This window comes from Pedobacter sp. ok626, from assembly GCF_900100435.1.
In the GTDB taxonomy this organism is placed as follows: domain Bacteria; phylum Bacteroidota; class Bacteroidia; order Sphingobacteriales; family Sphingobacteriaceae; genus Pedobacter.
On the sequence record NZ_FNEX01000016.1, the window covers coordinates 144,527 to 160,667 of the forward strand.

Here is a 16,141-nt window from a genome sequence, read left to right on the forward strand (position 1 = left end):
TCAATGTAAAACTAAAACCAAACATTATGAACAAAACCATTACTTTACTCATTTTACTGCTTGCTTTTTCTGTTGCTGTATGGGCGCAGGAAAGGGATTTTAGCGGTAAAGTTACCACTTCTGATGATGGCCAGGCTATTCCAGGAGTAAGTGTAACCGTTAAAGGAACCAGCAGAGGGACATCTACAACTGTAAATGGAACTTATGTGATCAAGGCATCAACAGGTTCCGTATTGTTGTTTCGTTCCATCGGCTACTTGCCAAAAGAGGTTGTTGTAGGTACACAATCCTTAATCAGTGTTTCTTTAAGCCAGGATGATCAGAATTTAACAGAAGTGGTCGTTACCGCATTGGGCATTAAGCGTAGTGAGAAATCGCTGGGTTATGCTACCCAGGCTTTAAAAGGAAGTGACCTTACCCTAACCAAAGAACAAAATGTAATTGGATCATTGGCCGGCAAAATTGCAGGTGTACAGGTTACTGGTTCGTCTGGTGCCAGCATGGGCGGAACACAGAAGATCAAGATCAGAAGTGTAAATTCTGTAACCGGCAGCGGGCAACCTTTAATGGTGGTGGATGGAACTCCAATTTCTCAAACTAACTTTAGTGGTGACGCTAACGGCGTGGATTATGGGAATACTTCTCAGGATATTAATCCGGAAGACATAGAGAGTGTTAATGTTTTAAAAGGGCCAGCAGCATCAGCGCTGTACGGGCTTAGAGGTCAGTATGGTGTGATCATGATCACCACTAAAAAAGGTGCTAAAGGACCTAAAAAAGTAGAGGTTAGTGTAAATTCAGCTTTTACCATCGACAAAGCGGGCAACTTCATGCCTTTACAGAATATCTATGGAGTGGGTAACAACCAAACTTTTCTGACTTTGGCGAATGGACAGAAGTATGTAAACGGAAATGACGAGAGCTGGGGGCCAATGATGGATGGAACTCCTGTTCGGATGTTTTATAGTTTTTATCCTCTGGACCCTGATTTTGGTAAGTTAACGCCATTTGTACCTCAGCCAGACAATATTAAAGATTTTTTTGAAACTGGATATAACCTTAACAATGGGATTTCGATAACTGGAGGTGGAGAAAATTCTAATTTCCGAATGAGTTACAACAATGCCTACATCAATGGTATTATTCCAAATACCTGGTTGAAAAGGAATAACCTGAGTTTAAGTTCTTCGCTTGATCTCACTCCAAAACTGACTGTTGGTGCCAATGTTAATTATGCCAATAATTCAGGACAACGTCCAACTCAAGGTTATCAGGGGTCATATACAGGTGCAAATCAATGGTTTCAGCGAAATATAGATATTAACAGATTGAGGAATTATCGGTATTCAGATGGAACAATCCTGAATTGGAATGTAAACCCGAATACAACTACAGGCCTCATCACTAACAACAGACCCAGCGATTGGAATAATCCATTCTTTGATGCTTATGAAGTGTTAAACAATGACAATCGCAACCGTTTGTTTGGTGATGTCAATGTGAGTTATCAGTTGTTACCTGAATTAAAATTAAGTGGTTTTCTTCGTTCAGATATGTATACCCAAAATATAACGCATAAAGAGGCCGAGGGAGGAAGAAATTTAAGTGGGTATAAAATAGCTAACTACCAGGGGACAGATAACAATTACGAATTACTTGCACAGTATGCTAAAAAGTGGAATGATTTGTCTTTTAACTTGAATGTGGGTGGGAATATTTATAATTCGAAGTACACCAAGACCGAAGATGCAACCGTAGGAGGGCTTTCTGCTCCTGATGCCTATACGATGGCAGCTTCAGTAGACCGTCCAAGTAGTATTTCTTACTTGAGCCGGAAAAGTACTAGAAGTGCCTATGCAATGGCTTCTGTTGGTTACAAGGATACTTATTTTTTGGATGCTTCTTTACGGAACGATAATTCCTCGGCTTTACCCAAAAATAATAATTCTTATTGGTACTCTTCAGTTTCTGGAAGCTTTATTTTCAGCCAGCTAATGCCTTCAGATATCTTGTCTTATGGTAAATTCAGGGCAAGTTATGCTGTTGCCGGAGCCGATCTGGACCCTTATCAGATTTTACCGGTTTATGGTTTTGGCGGGGTGTATGCACCACAAACGGGTTCTATAAATACCCTTTATGTGCCTGATAAACTATTAAACCCTGATCTGAAACCTTCTTTTGGGCGTTCTGTTGAGGTTGGTGCAGATCTAAAGTTCTTCAAGAACCGCATAGGCTTAGACCTGACCTGGTACCAGCAACGGAATGAGAATCAGGTGATCAATCTTGCCGTTTCAGGGGCGAGTGGCTCTGAGAAAATGGTTGTCAATGCTGGATTGATTCAAAATCGTGGGATAGAGCTTAGTTTAACAGCGAGGACCGTTCAATCGAAATTTTTTAACTGGGATATGGCTTTTAACTTTGCCAAAAACAAGAACCAGATCAAGGAGATATACGGTGCTATAGAAGTTTACCAGTTGGACGTTAATACCTATTCAAGCCAGAGTATTTATTTGAATTCTAGTCTGGGAGAGACTTTTGGAAACCTGGTTGGTCCGGGTTATATAAAAGATCCTGCAACAGGGAAGGTTTTTTTGGGAGCTGATAATATGCCTCTTTTCACTGTTGCAAAGGATTTTGGAAGTGTACTACCACAATATACTGGCGGGTTCAGGAATACCTTCAAGATCTGGAAATTTGATCTTGCTGCAATGATTGACTTTCAAAAAGGAGGTCAGTTCTTTAGCTGGAGTAAAATGCTCTCTGCAAAATCTGGTCAGGCAGAAGAAACTGCTCTGTTCAATGATAAGGGATTCAATGTTCGTGATGCTGTAGCAAATGGTGGTGGTGTTAAGGTTAATGGAATCTCCTCTATTACAGGCCAAGAGGTTACAGCTTATGTAGATGCAAGAACTTATTACAGAACCAATCTGGGCACCCGGATCTATGACGAATGGATATATGATGCCTCTTATATAAAAATGAGGGAAATCAGTCTGGGCTATAATTTTGATGAGCAATTTTTGAAAAAAACGCCAATTAAATCTTTAAAAGTTGCGTTGATCGCACGTAATCCTTTTATGATCTGGCAAAAAGCACCAAAAGGAGTCGATCCTTCAGAACTTTCTTCAGGGAGCGCTTCTATTAGTTGGATAGAAAAAGGTGAATTACAGACGGTGCGTTCTTATGGTGTGAACCTGAATTTAACATTTTAAAATTTACGACATGAAACATATATATAAAGTTGTATGCATCTCTTTATTTGGTGCTGCCTTGATGAGCAGCTGTAATAAATTTGATGACTCGATCAATATAGATCCAAATAGTCCAACTAAAGCCGGGACACAACTGATTGGTAATGCGGAGCTATTTCTGGCCAACATGAGCTCATCACCCTATGGTGTGCATTATCCTCAGTATCTTTCTAATACTTCTTTTACGGATAACACTCGATATGTAACCACCAATTTCAATTTCTATAGCTTGTATTATGAGCCTTTACAGAATTTGCAGGATTTGATTAATAATCCACAACTGAACGCGAATGAAGGCCCGATAGTTAATCAGATTGCTGTGGCCAAAATACTAAAAGCCTATTTTTTCTGGCATATTACAGACAGATGGGGCGATGTGCCTTTCACTCAGGCTTTGATGGGGAGAGCTAATTTAACACCGGCGTATGATAAACAATCGATAATTTACGATGGGATGTTTAAATTACTGGATGAAGCCAACGCCGCTTTTGTGCCTGGAAATATCAAAAATGATATTGTTTATGGTGGTGATGTAACGAGATGGAAGAAATTAGGGAATACCATCCATTTGTTAATGGCCTTAAGGTTATCGAAGGTAGATGCAGCTAAAGGTAAAGCAGAATTTCTAAAAGCTCAAGCCAACGGAATCATGACCGCTAATACAGATAATTTGGCTTATCCTCACCTTGCAAATAAGGATAATGAGAATTACTGGTATAACTCTTTCACCCAGCTAGGCCGAAATTGGTTTGCTGTGAGTAAGCCGATTGTAGATTATATGAAACCGCTTGATGACCCAAGATTGCCGGTTTATGCAAATAAAAATGGCGCAGGGAATTATGTTGGTTTGGATTATGGTCTTCCAGGTTCAGTAACCGTTGTAATTAACAACTTTTCACTTCTTGGTGATGCGATACGTCAACAAAATTCGCCCGTATACTTGGTTACTTACGCTCAGGCGTTATTTGCGCTGGCAGAAGCAGCCAAAATTACCTGGATTGCGGGAGGAGATGCTGTTGCTAAAACTAATTATGATCGGGCTATTGAATATTCTATTCGTCAGTGGAATAAAGATGATATTTCTGGTTTACCATTGCTGATGTCGCATCCTGAGGTTCAGTATGATCCTGTCGATGCTTTGAAGAAAATTGGTTATCAGCGTTGGGTTCACCTGTTTATGCATGGTTATGAGGGTTGGGCAGAGTGGAGAAGAACTGGATTTCCTTTATTGAGTCCTGCGCCTAACAATAATAATACCCCTATTCCAAGGAGAGAAGGGTATCCAACACAGGAACGTGCAAATAATACAGTTAATTATAACGCTGCAGTTGCCGCTTTGCCATATGGGGGAGCGGACGACCTGAATGCACGGGTATGGTGGGATAAGCCTTAACTGCAAGATTCTGCCAGCCAAAATAGGATTTTAATGCCGATTGCACATTCTCCAAATCTCAGCACTAACAATTATGGTGAAGGGGTTTGGAGAATATTTTTGTTGTGTTACATTTGCTTTTTAATTGTCGTTTTGAGGATAAAGGCATCAGACAAGAGCATAACCGAATGAGAGACTTAAATTATAAAGGAATTGTACTATTGCTGCTCTTTGTGTATTTCTTTATACTTATGCTGCAAATCACTTTGAAGTATATTCCTTTAAGTAGCGACGTTGCGTTTCTCCAGATTAAGCAAACAGAAGTTGGCAACCTAAAATCTTATCTACCGATATTCTATGTACACGTGTATAGTGCAATCTTTGTACTTCTTGCAGGTATTACTCAGTTTAATTCAAAAATACAGATCAGGTATAAAAAAGTTCATAAAGTTTCTGGCTATTTTTATGCTGGAGTGGTACTTTTATTTGCTGCCCCCTCGGGGATATTTATCGGATGTTTTGCCAATGGGGGAGTGATCGCTAAAGTGTCCTTTGTTTTACTGGGGGTATTATGGTTTTATTTTACTTTAAAAGCGATCATTCTAGTTCTGAAAGCTGATGTCATTAATCATAAAAAGTATATGTGGCGCAGTTTTGCTCTGGCTTGTTCTGCAATTACTTTAAGACTTTGGAAAGTGGTTCTAGTATATTTATTCCATCCGGCACCTATGGATGTATATCAAATTATTGCCTGGTTGGGTTGGATTCCTAACTTATTGATTGCCGAATGGCTTATTAAAAGAAAGATATGGAAAAAGTAATAATGTTAAGTTGCGTAGTTCTCTTTTTGTTTTCTTGCAAGAATACAAAGAAGTCGGGAACTGAAGATGCCCAAAAGGCACAACAAGAGATTCATAAAGATCTGTATGGATCCTGGGTTGGTGATTTTATTGTCGCCGGTAGTGATGAGTATGAAGGGGACATGAGTTCTGCCAATGATAAAATAAATATTATTATTAAAAGCATAACAAAAGATGAAGTGATTGGCCAAAGTATTCTCTCTGGAAATGTTAGACCCTTATCGGGGAAGATTTCTGCAAATGGGGATGAAATAAGTTTTGTTCTGGATGAACCGGGAACTGATAAATACGATGGGCGATTTGAATTTAAACTTAAAGGCGATACCTTAATAGGCGTTTGGAATGCATATAAAACGGAACTGAAATGGCCCGAAAAATCATATAAATTATTAAGAAAAGCCTTTGTTTATAATCCAAACCTAATGCTGTCGGCAGATTATGGGTACGTAGACTGGTCTTCAGAAAAAGTTAAATCCCAACTTGATACATTAGAAGACGGTACTGTAGACACCACTTCAGTTAATTCGTTTTATAGAAGTGCCTCTGATAAGATCTTTAAAATAAATGCATCAAATACTGTACTTAAGGAAAATGACTTGAAGAATTTAAGAAAACTTGACCTCCAGATTTTAAGAAATACAATTTTTGCCCGTCACGGTTTTACATTTAAAAAGCAAACTTATAAGGACTTTTTTAATCCGATAGACTGGTATGTGCCAATTTCGAGCAATGTTGATAAGGAATTAACGAATTTGGAAAGGCAAAACATAAAGCTTTTACTCCGTTTTGAAAAGTATGCTGAAGATAATTATGATACTTTCGGACGTTAATGAAGCATTGAAAAAATTATTTATCATAATTGATAATTAACAACCTCTTAACATCATGACCTTACTTTTGTGACATAAATATTTGGTTAGTATTTATAAAGTTTAGGTTTAGTTGATAACAAAAAGCCACGATGGATGTCGTGGCTTTTTGGTTTAAAAATTCTTTCCAACTTTCTCTAGCATTTCCGGTGGGATATTCTGCATATCAACCACTAAAAAGCCATCCAGACAATCAGAAAACTTAGGATCTATATTGAAGCAAATGATTTTTGCATTCAGGTTCATATATTGTCTAAGTAGCACAGGAATCTTGATGTGTGAATTTTCAATGTCAGAAATCAAACTATCCAGATCTTTTAGGGATTCACTACTTTCTATAAGCAGATCTTTATCAATGGCGGATAGATCCGCTTTAAACTTGTTTTTCGGCTTTACATAATGTGCCAATTCGTAATCGAAATGGTTTTTGGTGATGTAATCGACAATCAGCGATTTAGAGAACTTAGAAAAGTTATTGCTGATGCTTACCGGTCCAAACATATATCTGTACTGCGGATTATCTAATAAGTATTTTAAAATACCTTTCCATAATAAGAATAGGGGTAATGGTTTTTGCTGATACTCTTTTCTAATCCATGAGCGACCGAGCTCTATACCTTTTCTTAGCAAAGGATAAAATGGCTCTTTAATTTTAAACAACTCCGAAAGGTAAAAACCTCTACGGCCCATGGTGTTTAATATCTCATCCCCTTTGCCAATACGGTAGGCGCCTACAATATTTTGTAGTTCCTTATCCCATATAAATAAGTGACTATAATAAATGTCGTAATTATCGAGGTCTATCTTTTTGTTTGTTCCTTCACCAACCTCTCTAAAAGTAATTTCCCTTAGGCGGCCTATTTCTCTTAAAACATTTGGAATAGCTACTGTAGGAGCGATGTACACTTCATAGTTTTTTTCCTGCCATACCCTAAAGCCTTCCAGTTCCTCAATCTCCTGAACAATTAAGTTGCGGTCTGTTTCTTCGATAACAGGCTCCGGTTTTTTCTTAATCTTGAAAAGGTTAATTGGATTGAACATTTTTTTCTCTTCTTCCAATCCTGTACCTAATGCATAAGTGCGGGCGCGTAAAAAGTCGAGTAGTTTGTTGGTGTTGTTCCGGTAAGAGATGTCTTGGATGTTAATTGGTTTGCCTATCCTAACCTTTATTTTAAGTCCTTGTTTGTTTAAAAACTCGGATGGCAATTTAGCCGTTCTCAGCGTAGGATGGATAAAACTCAGGATGTTAAACAATACGCCATTGTTGCCATGGAAGTAAATAGGAACAACAGGTACTTTTGCCCTGGCGATTAATTTACCCACAACAGGGTGCCATATACGGTCGGTAATTTCCTGTTTATCTAAGCTAAAGGTAGAAACCTCGCCAGCAGGGAAGATTCCAATAGGGGTTCCACTTTGCAATAAGTCGAACGTTGCTTTTAATCCGCTTATGCTGGAGGTGTGCTGAACGTTTTCGAAAGGGTTTACTGCGACAAAGAATTCACTAAGGTTCGGGATTTTTTTAAGGATAAAATTAACCATCACCTTGGCCTCAGGCCTTACGGTACATAATAATTTAACGAGGGCCAGTCCTTCAATACCGCCGTAAGGATGATTGGCTATGGCAATAAAACCGCCTGTTTTAGGTATGCTTTTAAGGTCATCTTCATCAAAATCGATGCTTACACCTATTGTTTCTAATATTTTGTCAACAAACTCGAGGCCGTTAAAGTGTTCATTTTGAGAAAAAACTTTGTTGATGTCATTTAGTTTCATCATCTCCATGAGTAAAGCTGCTAAACCCGGTACACCTAACTTATCTATCTTAGTGGCCTTTGCAAACTCTTTAGTAGTTATAATCTTCATTTAATTTGGATTAATGAATTGTAAAGCAAGTTCAAAAATAAGATTTATATTTTTAAAGCGCGTTACGAGCTAGAAATATAAGCAATTTACTATTGGTATAATCGTGTTTAAAATGGTGTGTTATACACACGTTTGAGGGGGTGTGAACTTATTCCAGTATGCAAATTCATAAAAAGATAACAATTTAATAAATGTGATTGACTATGGACTGTGGTTAGTATTGACGAACTTGATTAAATTAGCTGATGAAGAAATGGTTAGCGGTTTATTTTGGATTTACCAGGCGGGAATTTAATGGAGTAATGGCACTTATAGTCTTGATGGTGCTAATCATGAGCTTTCCTTATCTATACGGTTTAATAAAAGAGGAGGAGCATGTAACAGAGGCCGAGCTGCAAGCCGTTTTAGCATTGGCCTTGTTAGAAAAGCAAAGCCTGAGCCATACAAAGGAGTATCGTTTTGAACGGCCTACAGTTAAAAGGAAAGTCAGCTTATTTCCTTTTGATCCAAATACTATCGGGGTAGAGGAATGGAAAAAACTAGGGCTATCAGAAAAACAAGCGGGGGCCATTTTAAAGTACAAGGCAAAAGGTGGTCAATTTAGAAAGAAGGAAGACTTGCGCAAAATGTACACGATAAGCGAACAAATGTATCAACGGTTGGAGCCTTATATCAGGATTGTGGATGATTTGGAAAGCAATCTAGCACTTAAGACGAAGACCTATACTAAGGAAGTATATAAAAAGGCTTTGCCAGTTTTAATTGAAGTTAATGGCGCTGATACAATAGCACTTGATCAAATAAAGGGAATTGGGATGACTTTTGCCAACCGCATCGTTAAATATAGAGAGCGTTTAGGGGGCTTTTATAAGAAGGAGCAATTGAGGGAAGTATTTGGCCTGGATTCGGTAAAGTACGAGGAGATTAAAGATCAGGTTATTGTGGATGTGACTAAACTAAAAAGGATAAATGTGAATACTGCAGAATTAGCCGATTTTAAAAATCACCCTTATATTAGGTACAAGCAGGTAAATGCACTGATACAATATAGAAAACAGCATGGAAATTATAGTAATATTGCAGACTTAAATAAAGTAGCTATTTTAAATCAGGAAACAATTAACCGTTTGGCTGCTTATCTTGAATTTTAATCATGATTGAATCAAAAATAAAATCAACTGTACGTGATGTAAATGATTTTCCTAAGGCTGGAATTGTTTTTAAAGACATCACTCCCATATTAAAAGATCCTCAACTGTGTATGGAGATTACCAAAGCATTGGCCGAACAGCTTAAAGATCTTGGAATAGATGTAGTAGCCGGTATTGAAAGTAGAGGTTTTCTATTTGGACCAGTGTTGGCACAGCTTTTAAATGTTCCTTTTGTGCCGATCAGGAAAGCTGGCAAGCTACCTTATAAAACAGTGCAGCAGTCGTACGAATTGGAATACGGAACGGCAACGATAGAGCTGCATGAAGATGCATTGGTTACCGGGCAAAAAGTATTGATACATGATGATTTGTTAGCCACCGGGGGGACGGTTGTTGCAGCATCTAAATTGGTTATGCAATTGGGGGCTGAGGTTGCAGGTTATTCTTTCATTATCGCCCTGGATTTCTTAAACGGAAGAGTCAGACTAGCGCCTTATAGCAAGGAGATTTTCTCGCTTGCATCCTATTAAAATATTGCTGATTTATTGTTTTTTGTAGCTTCTTGTTCCGGAATGCAAGATTTTTGAAAAAAAAATATAATAAAACTTTTGTCCTTATTTATTTGTCTAAAATGATAGGGTAAGGTTAATGAACTAAATACCATTTCGTTCTATCTTTAGGCGAATTTTTAACTGGTGATGCTGTTGTTTTATTTGTTTATCATTGCTCAAATTCAAACAATAAAATATGTTAGAAACGATGGATAATTCTGTGGGATACAACTTTAGTATCTCAGAAAATCAGGAGATGATCAGGAGCATGGTAAAAGATTTTGCCGAGAAGAATATCAGACCAAAATTAATGGAATGGGACGAGGCACAACATTTCCCTGTCGAAGTTTTTAAGCAATTGGGCGAACTGGGCTTGATGGGCGTATTGGTTCCTGAAACTTATGGTGGATCAGGTTTTGGCTATCAGGAATATGTAGATGTAATTGTAGAAGTTGCAAAAGTTTGTGGTTCTATTGGTTTATCGGTTGCAGCACATAATTCTTTATGTACCGGACATATTCTGGCCTTCGGAAATGAGGAGCAAAAACAGAAATGGTTACCTAAGCTAGCCAGTGCCGAATGGATCGGTGCATGGGGTTTAACTGAAGCCAATACTGGATCGGATGCTTTGCGGATGATGACGACAGCGACATTGGATGGTGATGAGTATGTTATCAACGGAGCAAAAAACTGGATTACACACGGTAAAAGTGGTGATGTTGCGGTAGTGATGGTACGTACTGGTGAAAAAGGAGAAGCCAAAGGTATTTCTGCGATCGTAGTTGAACGTGGTACGCCAGGTTTTTCGGCCGGTAAAAAAGAAAATAAACTAGGCATGAGAGCCTCGGAAACGACAGAGATGATTTTTGACAATTGCCGTGTTCCTAAAGAAAATCTTTTAGGAAATGTGGGAGAAGGATTTAAACAGGCCATGAAGGTATTGGACGGTGGAAGGATCTCTATTGCAGCCTTGGCTCTTGGTATCGCTAAGGGTGCTTATGAGGCAGCTGTTGCTTATTCTAAAGAACGTCATCAGTTTGGCCAGCCAATCGCTAGTTTTCAGGGGATAAGTTTTAAACTTGCGGATATGGCTACGGAGATTGAGGCTGCCGATTTGTTGATCAGACAGGCTGCTGATTTAAAAAATCGCGGTTTACCTATGACCAAGGAGTCGGCTATGGCCAAATACTTTGCATCAGAAGTTTGTGTAAGATGCGCTACTGAGGCGGTACAGATTTTTGGAGGCTATGGCTACACCAAAGATTTTCCGGTTGAGAAGTTCTATCGCGACAGCAAATTGTGTACAATAGGAGAGGGGACCTCCGAAATTCAAAAAATAGTTATCGCACGTGAAGTGTTGAAGGACTAATGATCTCCATTTAAAAGACTATTCTAACCAAATATAAAACTGGTAAATCCGGCCCATCGAAAGATAGCCGGATTTATTTATTTTATGGAGATGATTTTATCCACTACAAATGGGCTATAGCCTCTCCATGGTAAACGATTTACATATTCCTTATAGTGCAGTTCGAAGGTTTTTCCGCTATTTAGCATCATTTTCTCTGCAATAGCATTGTCTGTTACCGAAAACTCAAACTCATTCGATTGTATAGCTCCAGGCTGTCCAGTGCGGAACCCTGTTTGGATGAGTTTGCCCTCGTATGTTTTAAAGATGTATCCTTTTTTCACTACATAATTAAGTTGTCCGGCTTTAACACCTTCTCCAAATACAAAATAGTAGCTGTAGTAAAAGAAGCCACCAAGGCCAATGATTACGACAGCAAGGATAATGTAGATTGTTTTTTTAGATTTCATAGATATGATTATTGGTGATTAAAGGTAATTAAATAACAGGTTAGGTTTGAGTACTGATTTATTAATAATTAAATATAATATATTGTTTTGATTATCAAATGAAAGCTCTATCTTTGCAGTCCTAAAAACAACGAGAGGAGGTATTTTACGTTATGATCATTATTAATATTAAAGACGGCGAATCATTAGATAAGGCGTTAAAACGTTTCAAAAAGAAGTTTGAAAAAACTGGCGTTTTGAGAGAATTGCGTAGCCGCCAAGCTTATGAGAAAAAATCTGTAGCTCGTCGTACACTAGTGAAACACGCTATTTACAAGCAAAATATGCAACTTGAAGGAACAATCTAGTTCTATAGAGTTTAATATGATATTAAAGCGCCATCGATTACTCGGTGGCGCTTTTTTATATTTCAATACGGGTTGAATGCCATTTTTGTAGTCTACTCATCAATTCTTCCAGTTTAAAGGGTTTACGGATATAGTCGTTCATCCCTGCATTTATACAGGTTTCTTCGTCGTCAGTCATTACATTAGCCGTTAGCGCAATAATGATAGGTTGCTTTTTAAGTGTTTTGCGAATGATCTGGGTGGCTTCCAGTCCATCCATGACCGGCATCTGTATGTCCATTAAAATAATCTCATACTCTTTTTGCTTAACAGCTTCAAGCGCCTCGTGTCCATTTTTAACCAAATCCGGTTCGTAGCCCATTTTATGCAGAATATTAAGAATCACATGTTGGTTCATTTGATTGTCCTCTGCTATGAGTATGGCGAATGGGAACTTCTTGCTAAAGTTTGTTGTCAATTTATTCGGAATCAGTTTTTCATCCTGAAAGCGCATCTGTCTGTTGAGGTTTCCTATATAAGCGGTTATGGTAAACGAAAATGTAGAACCAAGATCAGGCTTGCTTTTTACCCAGATCTGTCCCCCCATTAGGGCGACTAGTTTTTCCGAGATGGCGAGGCCTAGTCCGGTACCCCCATATTTTCGTGTGGTAGAAGAATCTATCTGGGAGAATGCTTTGAATAATCGATTTAATTTGTCTTCTGGTATACCAATCCCGGTATCCCTTATATCAAATCTTAATGTGATTTGTTCATTTGGTCCGGTATTTTCTAAGTGAACGACTACGCAAACTTCCCCTTGCTCTGTAAATTTCATTGCGTTACCTACCAGATTGGTTAAAATCTGTTTCAGCCTTAAATGATCTCCAACAATCTGTAGGGGCACATTTTCCTGGATGTCATAAATAAGAACTAAATGGGTTTGTGTTGCTTTACTGGTGAAAATATAAAGGACATCCTCAATTAAACGACGTAAATCAAATTCCTCACTTTCGAGTTCGAGATTTCCTGATTCGATTTTTGAAAAATCCAGAATATCGTTGATCACATTGATCAGCGTTTCTCCACAGATGTTGATTGTTTCGTTGAACATTCGCTGCTCTTCTGTTAAAGTCGTTTCACCTAATAGGGCAGACATCCCAATTACCCCATTCATTGGTGTGCGAATTTCATGGCTCATTGTGGCTAGAAATATGCTCTTTGCCTGGCTAGCCTGATCGGCATCCTGGCGGGCTCTTTCCAATTCCAGATTAAATTTTCTTAATTGCTGATTTGATTTATCGAGGGCTTCTTCATTTTGCTTGCGTATTGTGCTATATTTTTCCAGCTGATAAGCCCATAATCCACAGATAAAGAATATTACCGAGGAGAGGAGGAGGTGGCTGAGGAGAGTTTGGAGATCAATGTAGTTCTGATTGCTGAAATAAATTTCAGTGAAGCCGATGTTCTGAAGGTGGCTGAAGATGGTATGGTGAAGCACCACAATAATTAATAGAGGGATCTGCAATTTCCATTTCTGATAGGTTATGAGCAAGGCACTACCAATAAAAGCAAAAAAGTGCATCTCAAACATTCCATGCATCTGGTAGATAAACTGGGCCATAAAAATGCCTAATATGATGCTTAAAACATATTGATATATGGTTGAGTTAGGTAAGGCTATTTTTGCCGAATAGTAGGCGAGTAAGGAAGTCCCACCAACTCCAAATGCAATTAACCAGGTGTCATAGTATGAGGCGACTAAAAGTCCTACTAAAAAGAAACAAATCAGAAAGTAATTCATTAACCGATCTGATCTTTCTTTAACTTCAGAAAAGAAAGCCTGGTTATTGGAGGCATTAATGTCTTTGTTCATATTTGATTTGTATTATTTTTTGCAATTCGGAAATTGGTAACCGTAAGCTTGCAGTGTAATCCATTTCTTCATTTAGTTTTGTCGTTATATGCTTTAAATGCAACGATGAATGCTTAGTTTAAAATCTCTTAAATAAGATTCTAAATGTGAAATTAAATTAGGTAATATTTTATCAAAAAGTGTAAGAATTAATTGTATTGATTTGTAGTATTCTTTTTAATTATAGCTAAGACTGGGGAATGATTTGAAAATTAATAGGTTAACTTGTGCTACCGCCTTTTTTTGTTGATTAGTTTAAAGTTTATGTTAAAATAAACACAAAAAGTTGAACTATGTTTTGTAACTTGACTTAACGAGCATGTAAAAATTTTCTATGACTGTTGAGCAATTTTTAACCTATCTGCAGCACGAGAAGAGATATTCTTCACATACCATCCTGTCTTACCAAACAGATTTGATTCAGTTTGAAGATTTTATAGGAAAAACATTCGACTTACCTTTAGTTGAGGTTAAGCACGTGCATGTAAGAGATTTTATGGTTTTCTTGATGGACAATAACGTTGGGGAAAACTCTGTCGGTAGAAAATTATCTACACTACGCAGTTTTTATAAGTTTTTGTTGCGCCAGAATTTCATATCGGCCAGTCCAATGACACTGGTTAAGGCGCCTAAAGTGCCTAAAAAACTACCCGTATTTATAGATGATGCAAAATTAGATTTGTTGCTGGACTCTGATGAGTTTTTTGACGATAGTTTCTCTTCAGTAAGGGATAGGTTGATCATTGAAACATTTTTTGGCACAGGGATGCGTTTGGCTGAGTTGCTATCGCTGAAAGAAGAAGATATCAATTTTTATGATTCAACGATCCGGGTAATGGGGAAAAGGAGTAAGGAGCGCATTATTCCAATTAGTAAAATATTGGTGGAACAATTGAAAGAATATGTCGCGCTTAAAACATTACAAAATTTTGATAACAAAATGGGAGGCTTAATCGTTACTAATAAAGGAAATGAAGCTTACCCTGAGTTTATCAGGAGGATTGTTCAGCGTTATTTGACTTATATATCCACTCAAGATAAAAAAAGCCCGCACGTATTGCGTCACTCCTATGCTACGAGTCTGCTAAATAGGGGCGCTGATTTAAATGCAATAAAAGAGTTATTAGGACATGCCAGTTTAGCTGCTACGCAGGTTTACACGCATAATTCAGTAGAGAGATTAAAAACAATATATAAACAGGCCCATCCAAAGGCGTAAAAAAGGAGGAAAATATGAAAATTACAGTTCAATCGATCCATTTCAATGCAGACCAGAAGTTGTTAGATTTTATCCAGAAAAAAGTCGATAAGCTAGATCAATTTTTTGATCAAATCATTAGCGGGGAAGTTTATTTAAAATTAGAGAATGTAGATGATGAGGCCAATAAGATAAGTGAGGTTAAACTTATCGTACCAGGGGGTACTATGTTTGCAAAAGAGCAATGTAAATCCTTTGAAGAGGCGACAGATTTGGCTATTGAATCATTAAGAAAGCAAATTACTAAACATAAAGATAAGACGAGAATTAAGTTGAGTGAACACAAGGTTCTCTTGAATGCGAATGAAGTATCTGATTATTAGGTATATATTTTTCAGGTTTTTGATATGAAATTGGCAGATTTACTTCTGCCAATTTTTTTTTGAAAATAATTTTGCATCGTATTAAAATTCTTGTAGATTTGCATTCCCATTCAGAGAGGGCGTAGGCCCAACAAGAAAGAGGGATGTTCTGTGAAAGATTAATATTGTAGAAAGCATTGCTTGATTTGTAAGTAATGTAATATATAAGCCTCCTTAGCTCAGCTGGTAGAGCAACTGACTTGTAATCAGTAGGTCATTGGTTCGATTCCGATAGGAGGCTCTTTTAAGATTTATGTAGTGATATGTAAAGATTAGAAGCGGGGGGATACCAGAGTGGCCAAATGGGACAGACTGTAACTCTGTTGTCGCAAGACTTCGAAGGTTCGAATCCTTCTCCCCCCACCATGATTTAAGGTCGAAAGATCGAAAGTCTAAAAGCGAAAGTAGCTCAGTTGGTAGAGCGATAGCCTTCCAAGCTATAGGTCGCGAGTTCGAACCTCGTCTTTCGCTCAAAAATGGGAAAAGCTGGGCATCTGCAATCCCTTGAATTTAACCTTTGTTTCGGTTAGATGGAATGCAGACAA

General features: G+C 37.9%; 13 protein-coding genes and 3 tRNA genes. 13 read left to right on the forward strand and 3 right to left on the reverse strand.

Going from position 1 to position 16,141, the window contains the following annotated elements:
* Window positions 1-26: 26 nt before the first annotated feature.
* The 4 genes from BLS35_RS20830 to BLS35_RS20845 all read left to right on the forward strand — a co-directional run bounded on the left by BLS35_RS20830 (window position 27) and on the right by BLS35_RS20845 (window position 6,313).
* A complete protein-coding gene (locus BLS35_RS20830; RefSeq protein WP_090785090.1) occupies window positions 27-3,212 on the forward strand; it encodes a SusC/RagA family TonB-linked outer membrane protein in 3,186 nt (1,061 codons plus the stop codon).
* Window positions 3,213-3,222: 10 nt separating this feature from the next.
* Window positions 3,223-4,644 carry a SusD/RagB family nutrient-binding outer membrane lipoprotein gene (locus BLS35_RS20835; RefSeq protein WP_090785092.1) on the forward strand — a complete coding sequence of 474 codons (1,422 nt, stop codon included), beginning with the start codon at window positions 3,223-3,225 and terminating at the stop codon, window positions 4,642-4,644.
* Window positions 4,645-4,811: 167 nt separating this feature from the next.
* A complete protein-coding gene (locus BLS35_RS20840) occupies window positions 4,812-5,444 on the forward strand; it encodes a DUF2306 domain-containing protein (protein ID WP_207909143.1) in 633 nt (210 codons plus the stop codon).
* A complete protein-coding gene (locus tag BLS35_RS20845; RefSeq protein WP_090785094.1) occupies window positions 5,432-6,313 on the forward strand; it encodes a YARHG domain-containing protein in 882 nt (293 codons plus the stop codon). Before BLS35_RS20840 ends, BLS35_RS20845 begins: the two co-directional genes overlap by 13 nt.
* 153 nt (window positions 6,314-6,466) lie before the next feature.
* On the opposite strand, the gene BLS35_RS20850 is transcribed toward BLS35_RS20845, so the two are convergent.
* The gene (locus BLS35_RS20850) at window positions 6,467-8,218 is read right to left on the reverse strand and encodes a lysophospholipid acyltransferase family protein (protein WP_090785096.1); all 1,752 of its coding nucleotides are present in this window, start codon (window positions 8,216-8,218) and stop codon (window positions 6,467-6,469) included.
* A gap of 245 nt (window positions 8,219-8,463) precedes the next feature.
* Between BLS35_RS20850 and BLS35_RS20855 the strand changes: the two genes are divergently transcribed.
* From BLS35_RS20855 to BLS35_RS20865, 3 genes are all read left to right on the forward strand, one after another.
* The gene (locus BLS35_RS20855) at window positions 8,464-9,369 is read left to right on the forward strand and encodes a ComEA family DNA-binding protein (RefSeq protein ID WP_090785098.1); all 906 of its coding nucleotides are present in this window, start codon (window positions 8,464-8,466) and stop codon (window positions 9,367-9,369) included.
* Window positions 9,370-9,371: 2 nt separating this feature from the next.
* The gene (locus BLS35_RS20860; protein ID WP_090785100.1) at window positions 9,372-9,899 is read left to right on the forward strand and encodes an adenine phosphoribosyltransferase; all 528 of its coding nucleotides are present in this window, start codon (window positions 9,372-9,374) and stop codon (window positions 9,897-9,899) included.
* A gap of 217 nt (window positions 9,900-10,116) precedes the next feature.
* Complete coding sequence (locus tag BLS35_RS20865) at window positions 10,117-11,289, forward strand: acyl-CoA dehydrogenase (protein WP_090785101.1); 1,173 nt, start codon at window positions 10,117-10,119, stop codon at window positions 11,287-11,289.
* A gap of 77 nt (window positions 11,290-11,366) precedes the next feature.
* On the opposite strand, the gene BLS35_RS20870 is transcribed toward BLS35_RS20865, so the two are convergent.
* Complete coding sequence (locus BLS35_RS20870; protein WP_090785103.1) at window positions 11,367-11,738, reverse strand: hypothetical protein; 372 nt, start codon at window positions 11,736-11,738, stop codon at window positions 11,367-11,369.
* Between the two features lie 152 nt (window positions 11,739-11,890).
* On the opposite strand from BLS35_RS20870, the gene rpsU reads away from it, so the two are divergent.
* Window positions 11,891-12,085 (forward strand): 30S ribosomal protein S21, encoded by a 195-nt coding sequence (rpsU, locus tag BLS35_RS20875; RefSeq protein ID WP_008243148.1) that lies wholly within the window; start codon window positions 11,891-11,893, stop codon window positions 12,083-12,085.
* A 55-nt stretch (window positions 12,086-12,140) separates the two neighbouring features.
* Here rpsU and BLS35_RS20880 read toward each other — a convergent pair whose 3' ends face one another.
* Window positions 12,141-13,937, reverse strand: coding sequence for an ATP-binding protein (locus tag BLS35_RS20880; RefSeq protein ID WP_090785105.1), 1,797 nt, complete (start codon window positions 13,935-13,937; stop codon window positions 12,141-12,143).
* 373 nt (window positions 13,938-14,310) lie between these two features.
* On the opposite strand from BLS35_RS20880, the gene BLS35_RS20885 reads away from it, so the two are divergent.
* The 5 genes from BLS35_RS20885 to BLS35_RS20905 all read left to right on the forward strand — a co-directional run bounded on the left by BLS35_RS20885 (window position 14,311) and on the right by BLS35_RS20905 (window position 16,067).
* On the forward strand, window positions 14,311-15,195 hold the full coding sequence (locus BLS35_RS20885; RefSeq protein WP_090785107.1) for a tyrosine-type recombinase/integrase: 885 nt from the start codon (window positions 14,311-14,313) through the stop codon (window positions 15,193-15,195).
* Window positions 15,196-15,209: 14 nt separating this feature from the next.
* Window positions 15,210-15,557, forward strand: a complete 348-nt coding sequence (gene hpf, locus BLS35_RS20890) for a ribosome hibernation-promoting factor, HPF/YfiA family (protein WP_090785111.1) — start codon at window positions 15,210-15,212, stop codon at window positions 15,555-15,557.
* A 207-nt stretch (window positions 15,558-15,764) separates the two neighbouring features.
* Window positions 15,765-15,837, forward strand: a tRNA-Thr gene (locus BLS35_RS20895).
* A 39-nt stretch (window positions 15,838-15,876) separates the two neighbouring features.
* Window positions 15,877-15,962 (forward strand) — tRNA-Tyr (locus tag BLS35_RS20900).
* Window positions 15,963-15,994: 32 nt separating this feature from the next.
* Window positions 15,995-16,067 (forward strand) — tRNA-Gly (locus BLS35_RS20905).
* The last annotated feature ends 74 nt before the right edge of the window (window positions 16,068-16,141 follow it).

Bases quoted from the DNA above. Each gene is read 5' to 3' on its own strand.
- BLS35_RS20830 (WP_090785090.1), top strand. From the start codon at position 27: ATGAACAAAACCATTACTTTACTCATTTTACTGCTTGCTTTTTCTGTT.
- BLS35_RS20835 (WP_090785092.1), top strand. From the start codon at position 3,223: ATGAAACATATATATAAAGTTGTATGCATCTCTTTATTTGGTGCTGCC.
- BLS35_RS20840 (WP_207909143.1), top strand. From the start codon at position 4,812: ATGAGAGACTTAAATTATAAAGGAATTGTACTATTGCTGCTCTTTGTG.
- BLS35_RS20845 (WP_090785094.1), top strand. From the start codon at position 5,432: ATGGAAAAAGTAATAATGTTAAGTTGCGTAGTTCTCTTTTTGTTTTCT.
- BLS35_RS20850 (WP_090785096.1), bottom strand. From the start codon at position 8,218: ATGAAGATTATAACTACTAAAGAGTTTGCAAAGGCCACTAAGATAGAT.
- BLS35_RS20855 (WP_090785098.1), top strand. From the start codon at position 8,464: ATGAAGAAATGGTTAGCGGTTTATTTTGGATTTACCAGGCGGGAATTT.
- BLS35_RS20860 (WP_090785100.1), top strand. From the start codon at position 9,372: ATGATTGAATCAAAAATAAAATCAACTGTACGTGATGTAAATGATTTT.
- BLS35_RS20865 (WP_090785101.1), top strand. From the start codon at position 10,117: ATGTTAGAAACGATGGATAATTCTGTGGGATACAACTTTAGTATCTCA.
- BLS35_RS20870 (WP_090785103.1), bottom strand. From the start codon at position 11,738: ATGAAATCTAAAAAAACAATCTACATTATCCTTGCTGTCGTAATCATT.
- rpsU (WP_008243148.1), top strand. From the start codon at position 11,891: ATGATCATTATTAATATTAAAGACGGCGAATCATTAGATAAGGCGTTA.
- BLS35_RS20880 (WP_090785105.1), bottom strand. From the start codon at position 13,937: ATGAACAAAGACATTAATGCCTCCAATAACCAGGCTTTCTTTTCTGAA.
- BLS35_RS20885 (WP_090785107.1), top strand. From the start codon at position 14,311: ATGACTGTTGAGCAATTTTTAACCTATCTGCAGCACGAGAAGAGATAT.
- hpf (WP_090785111.1), top strand. From the start codon at position 15,210: ATGAAAATTACAGTTCAATCGATCCATTTCAATGCAGACCAGAAGTTG.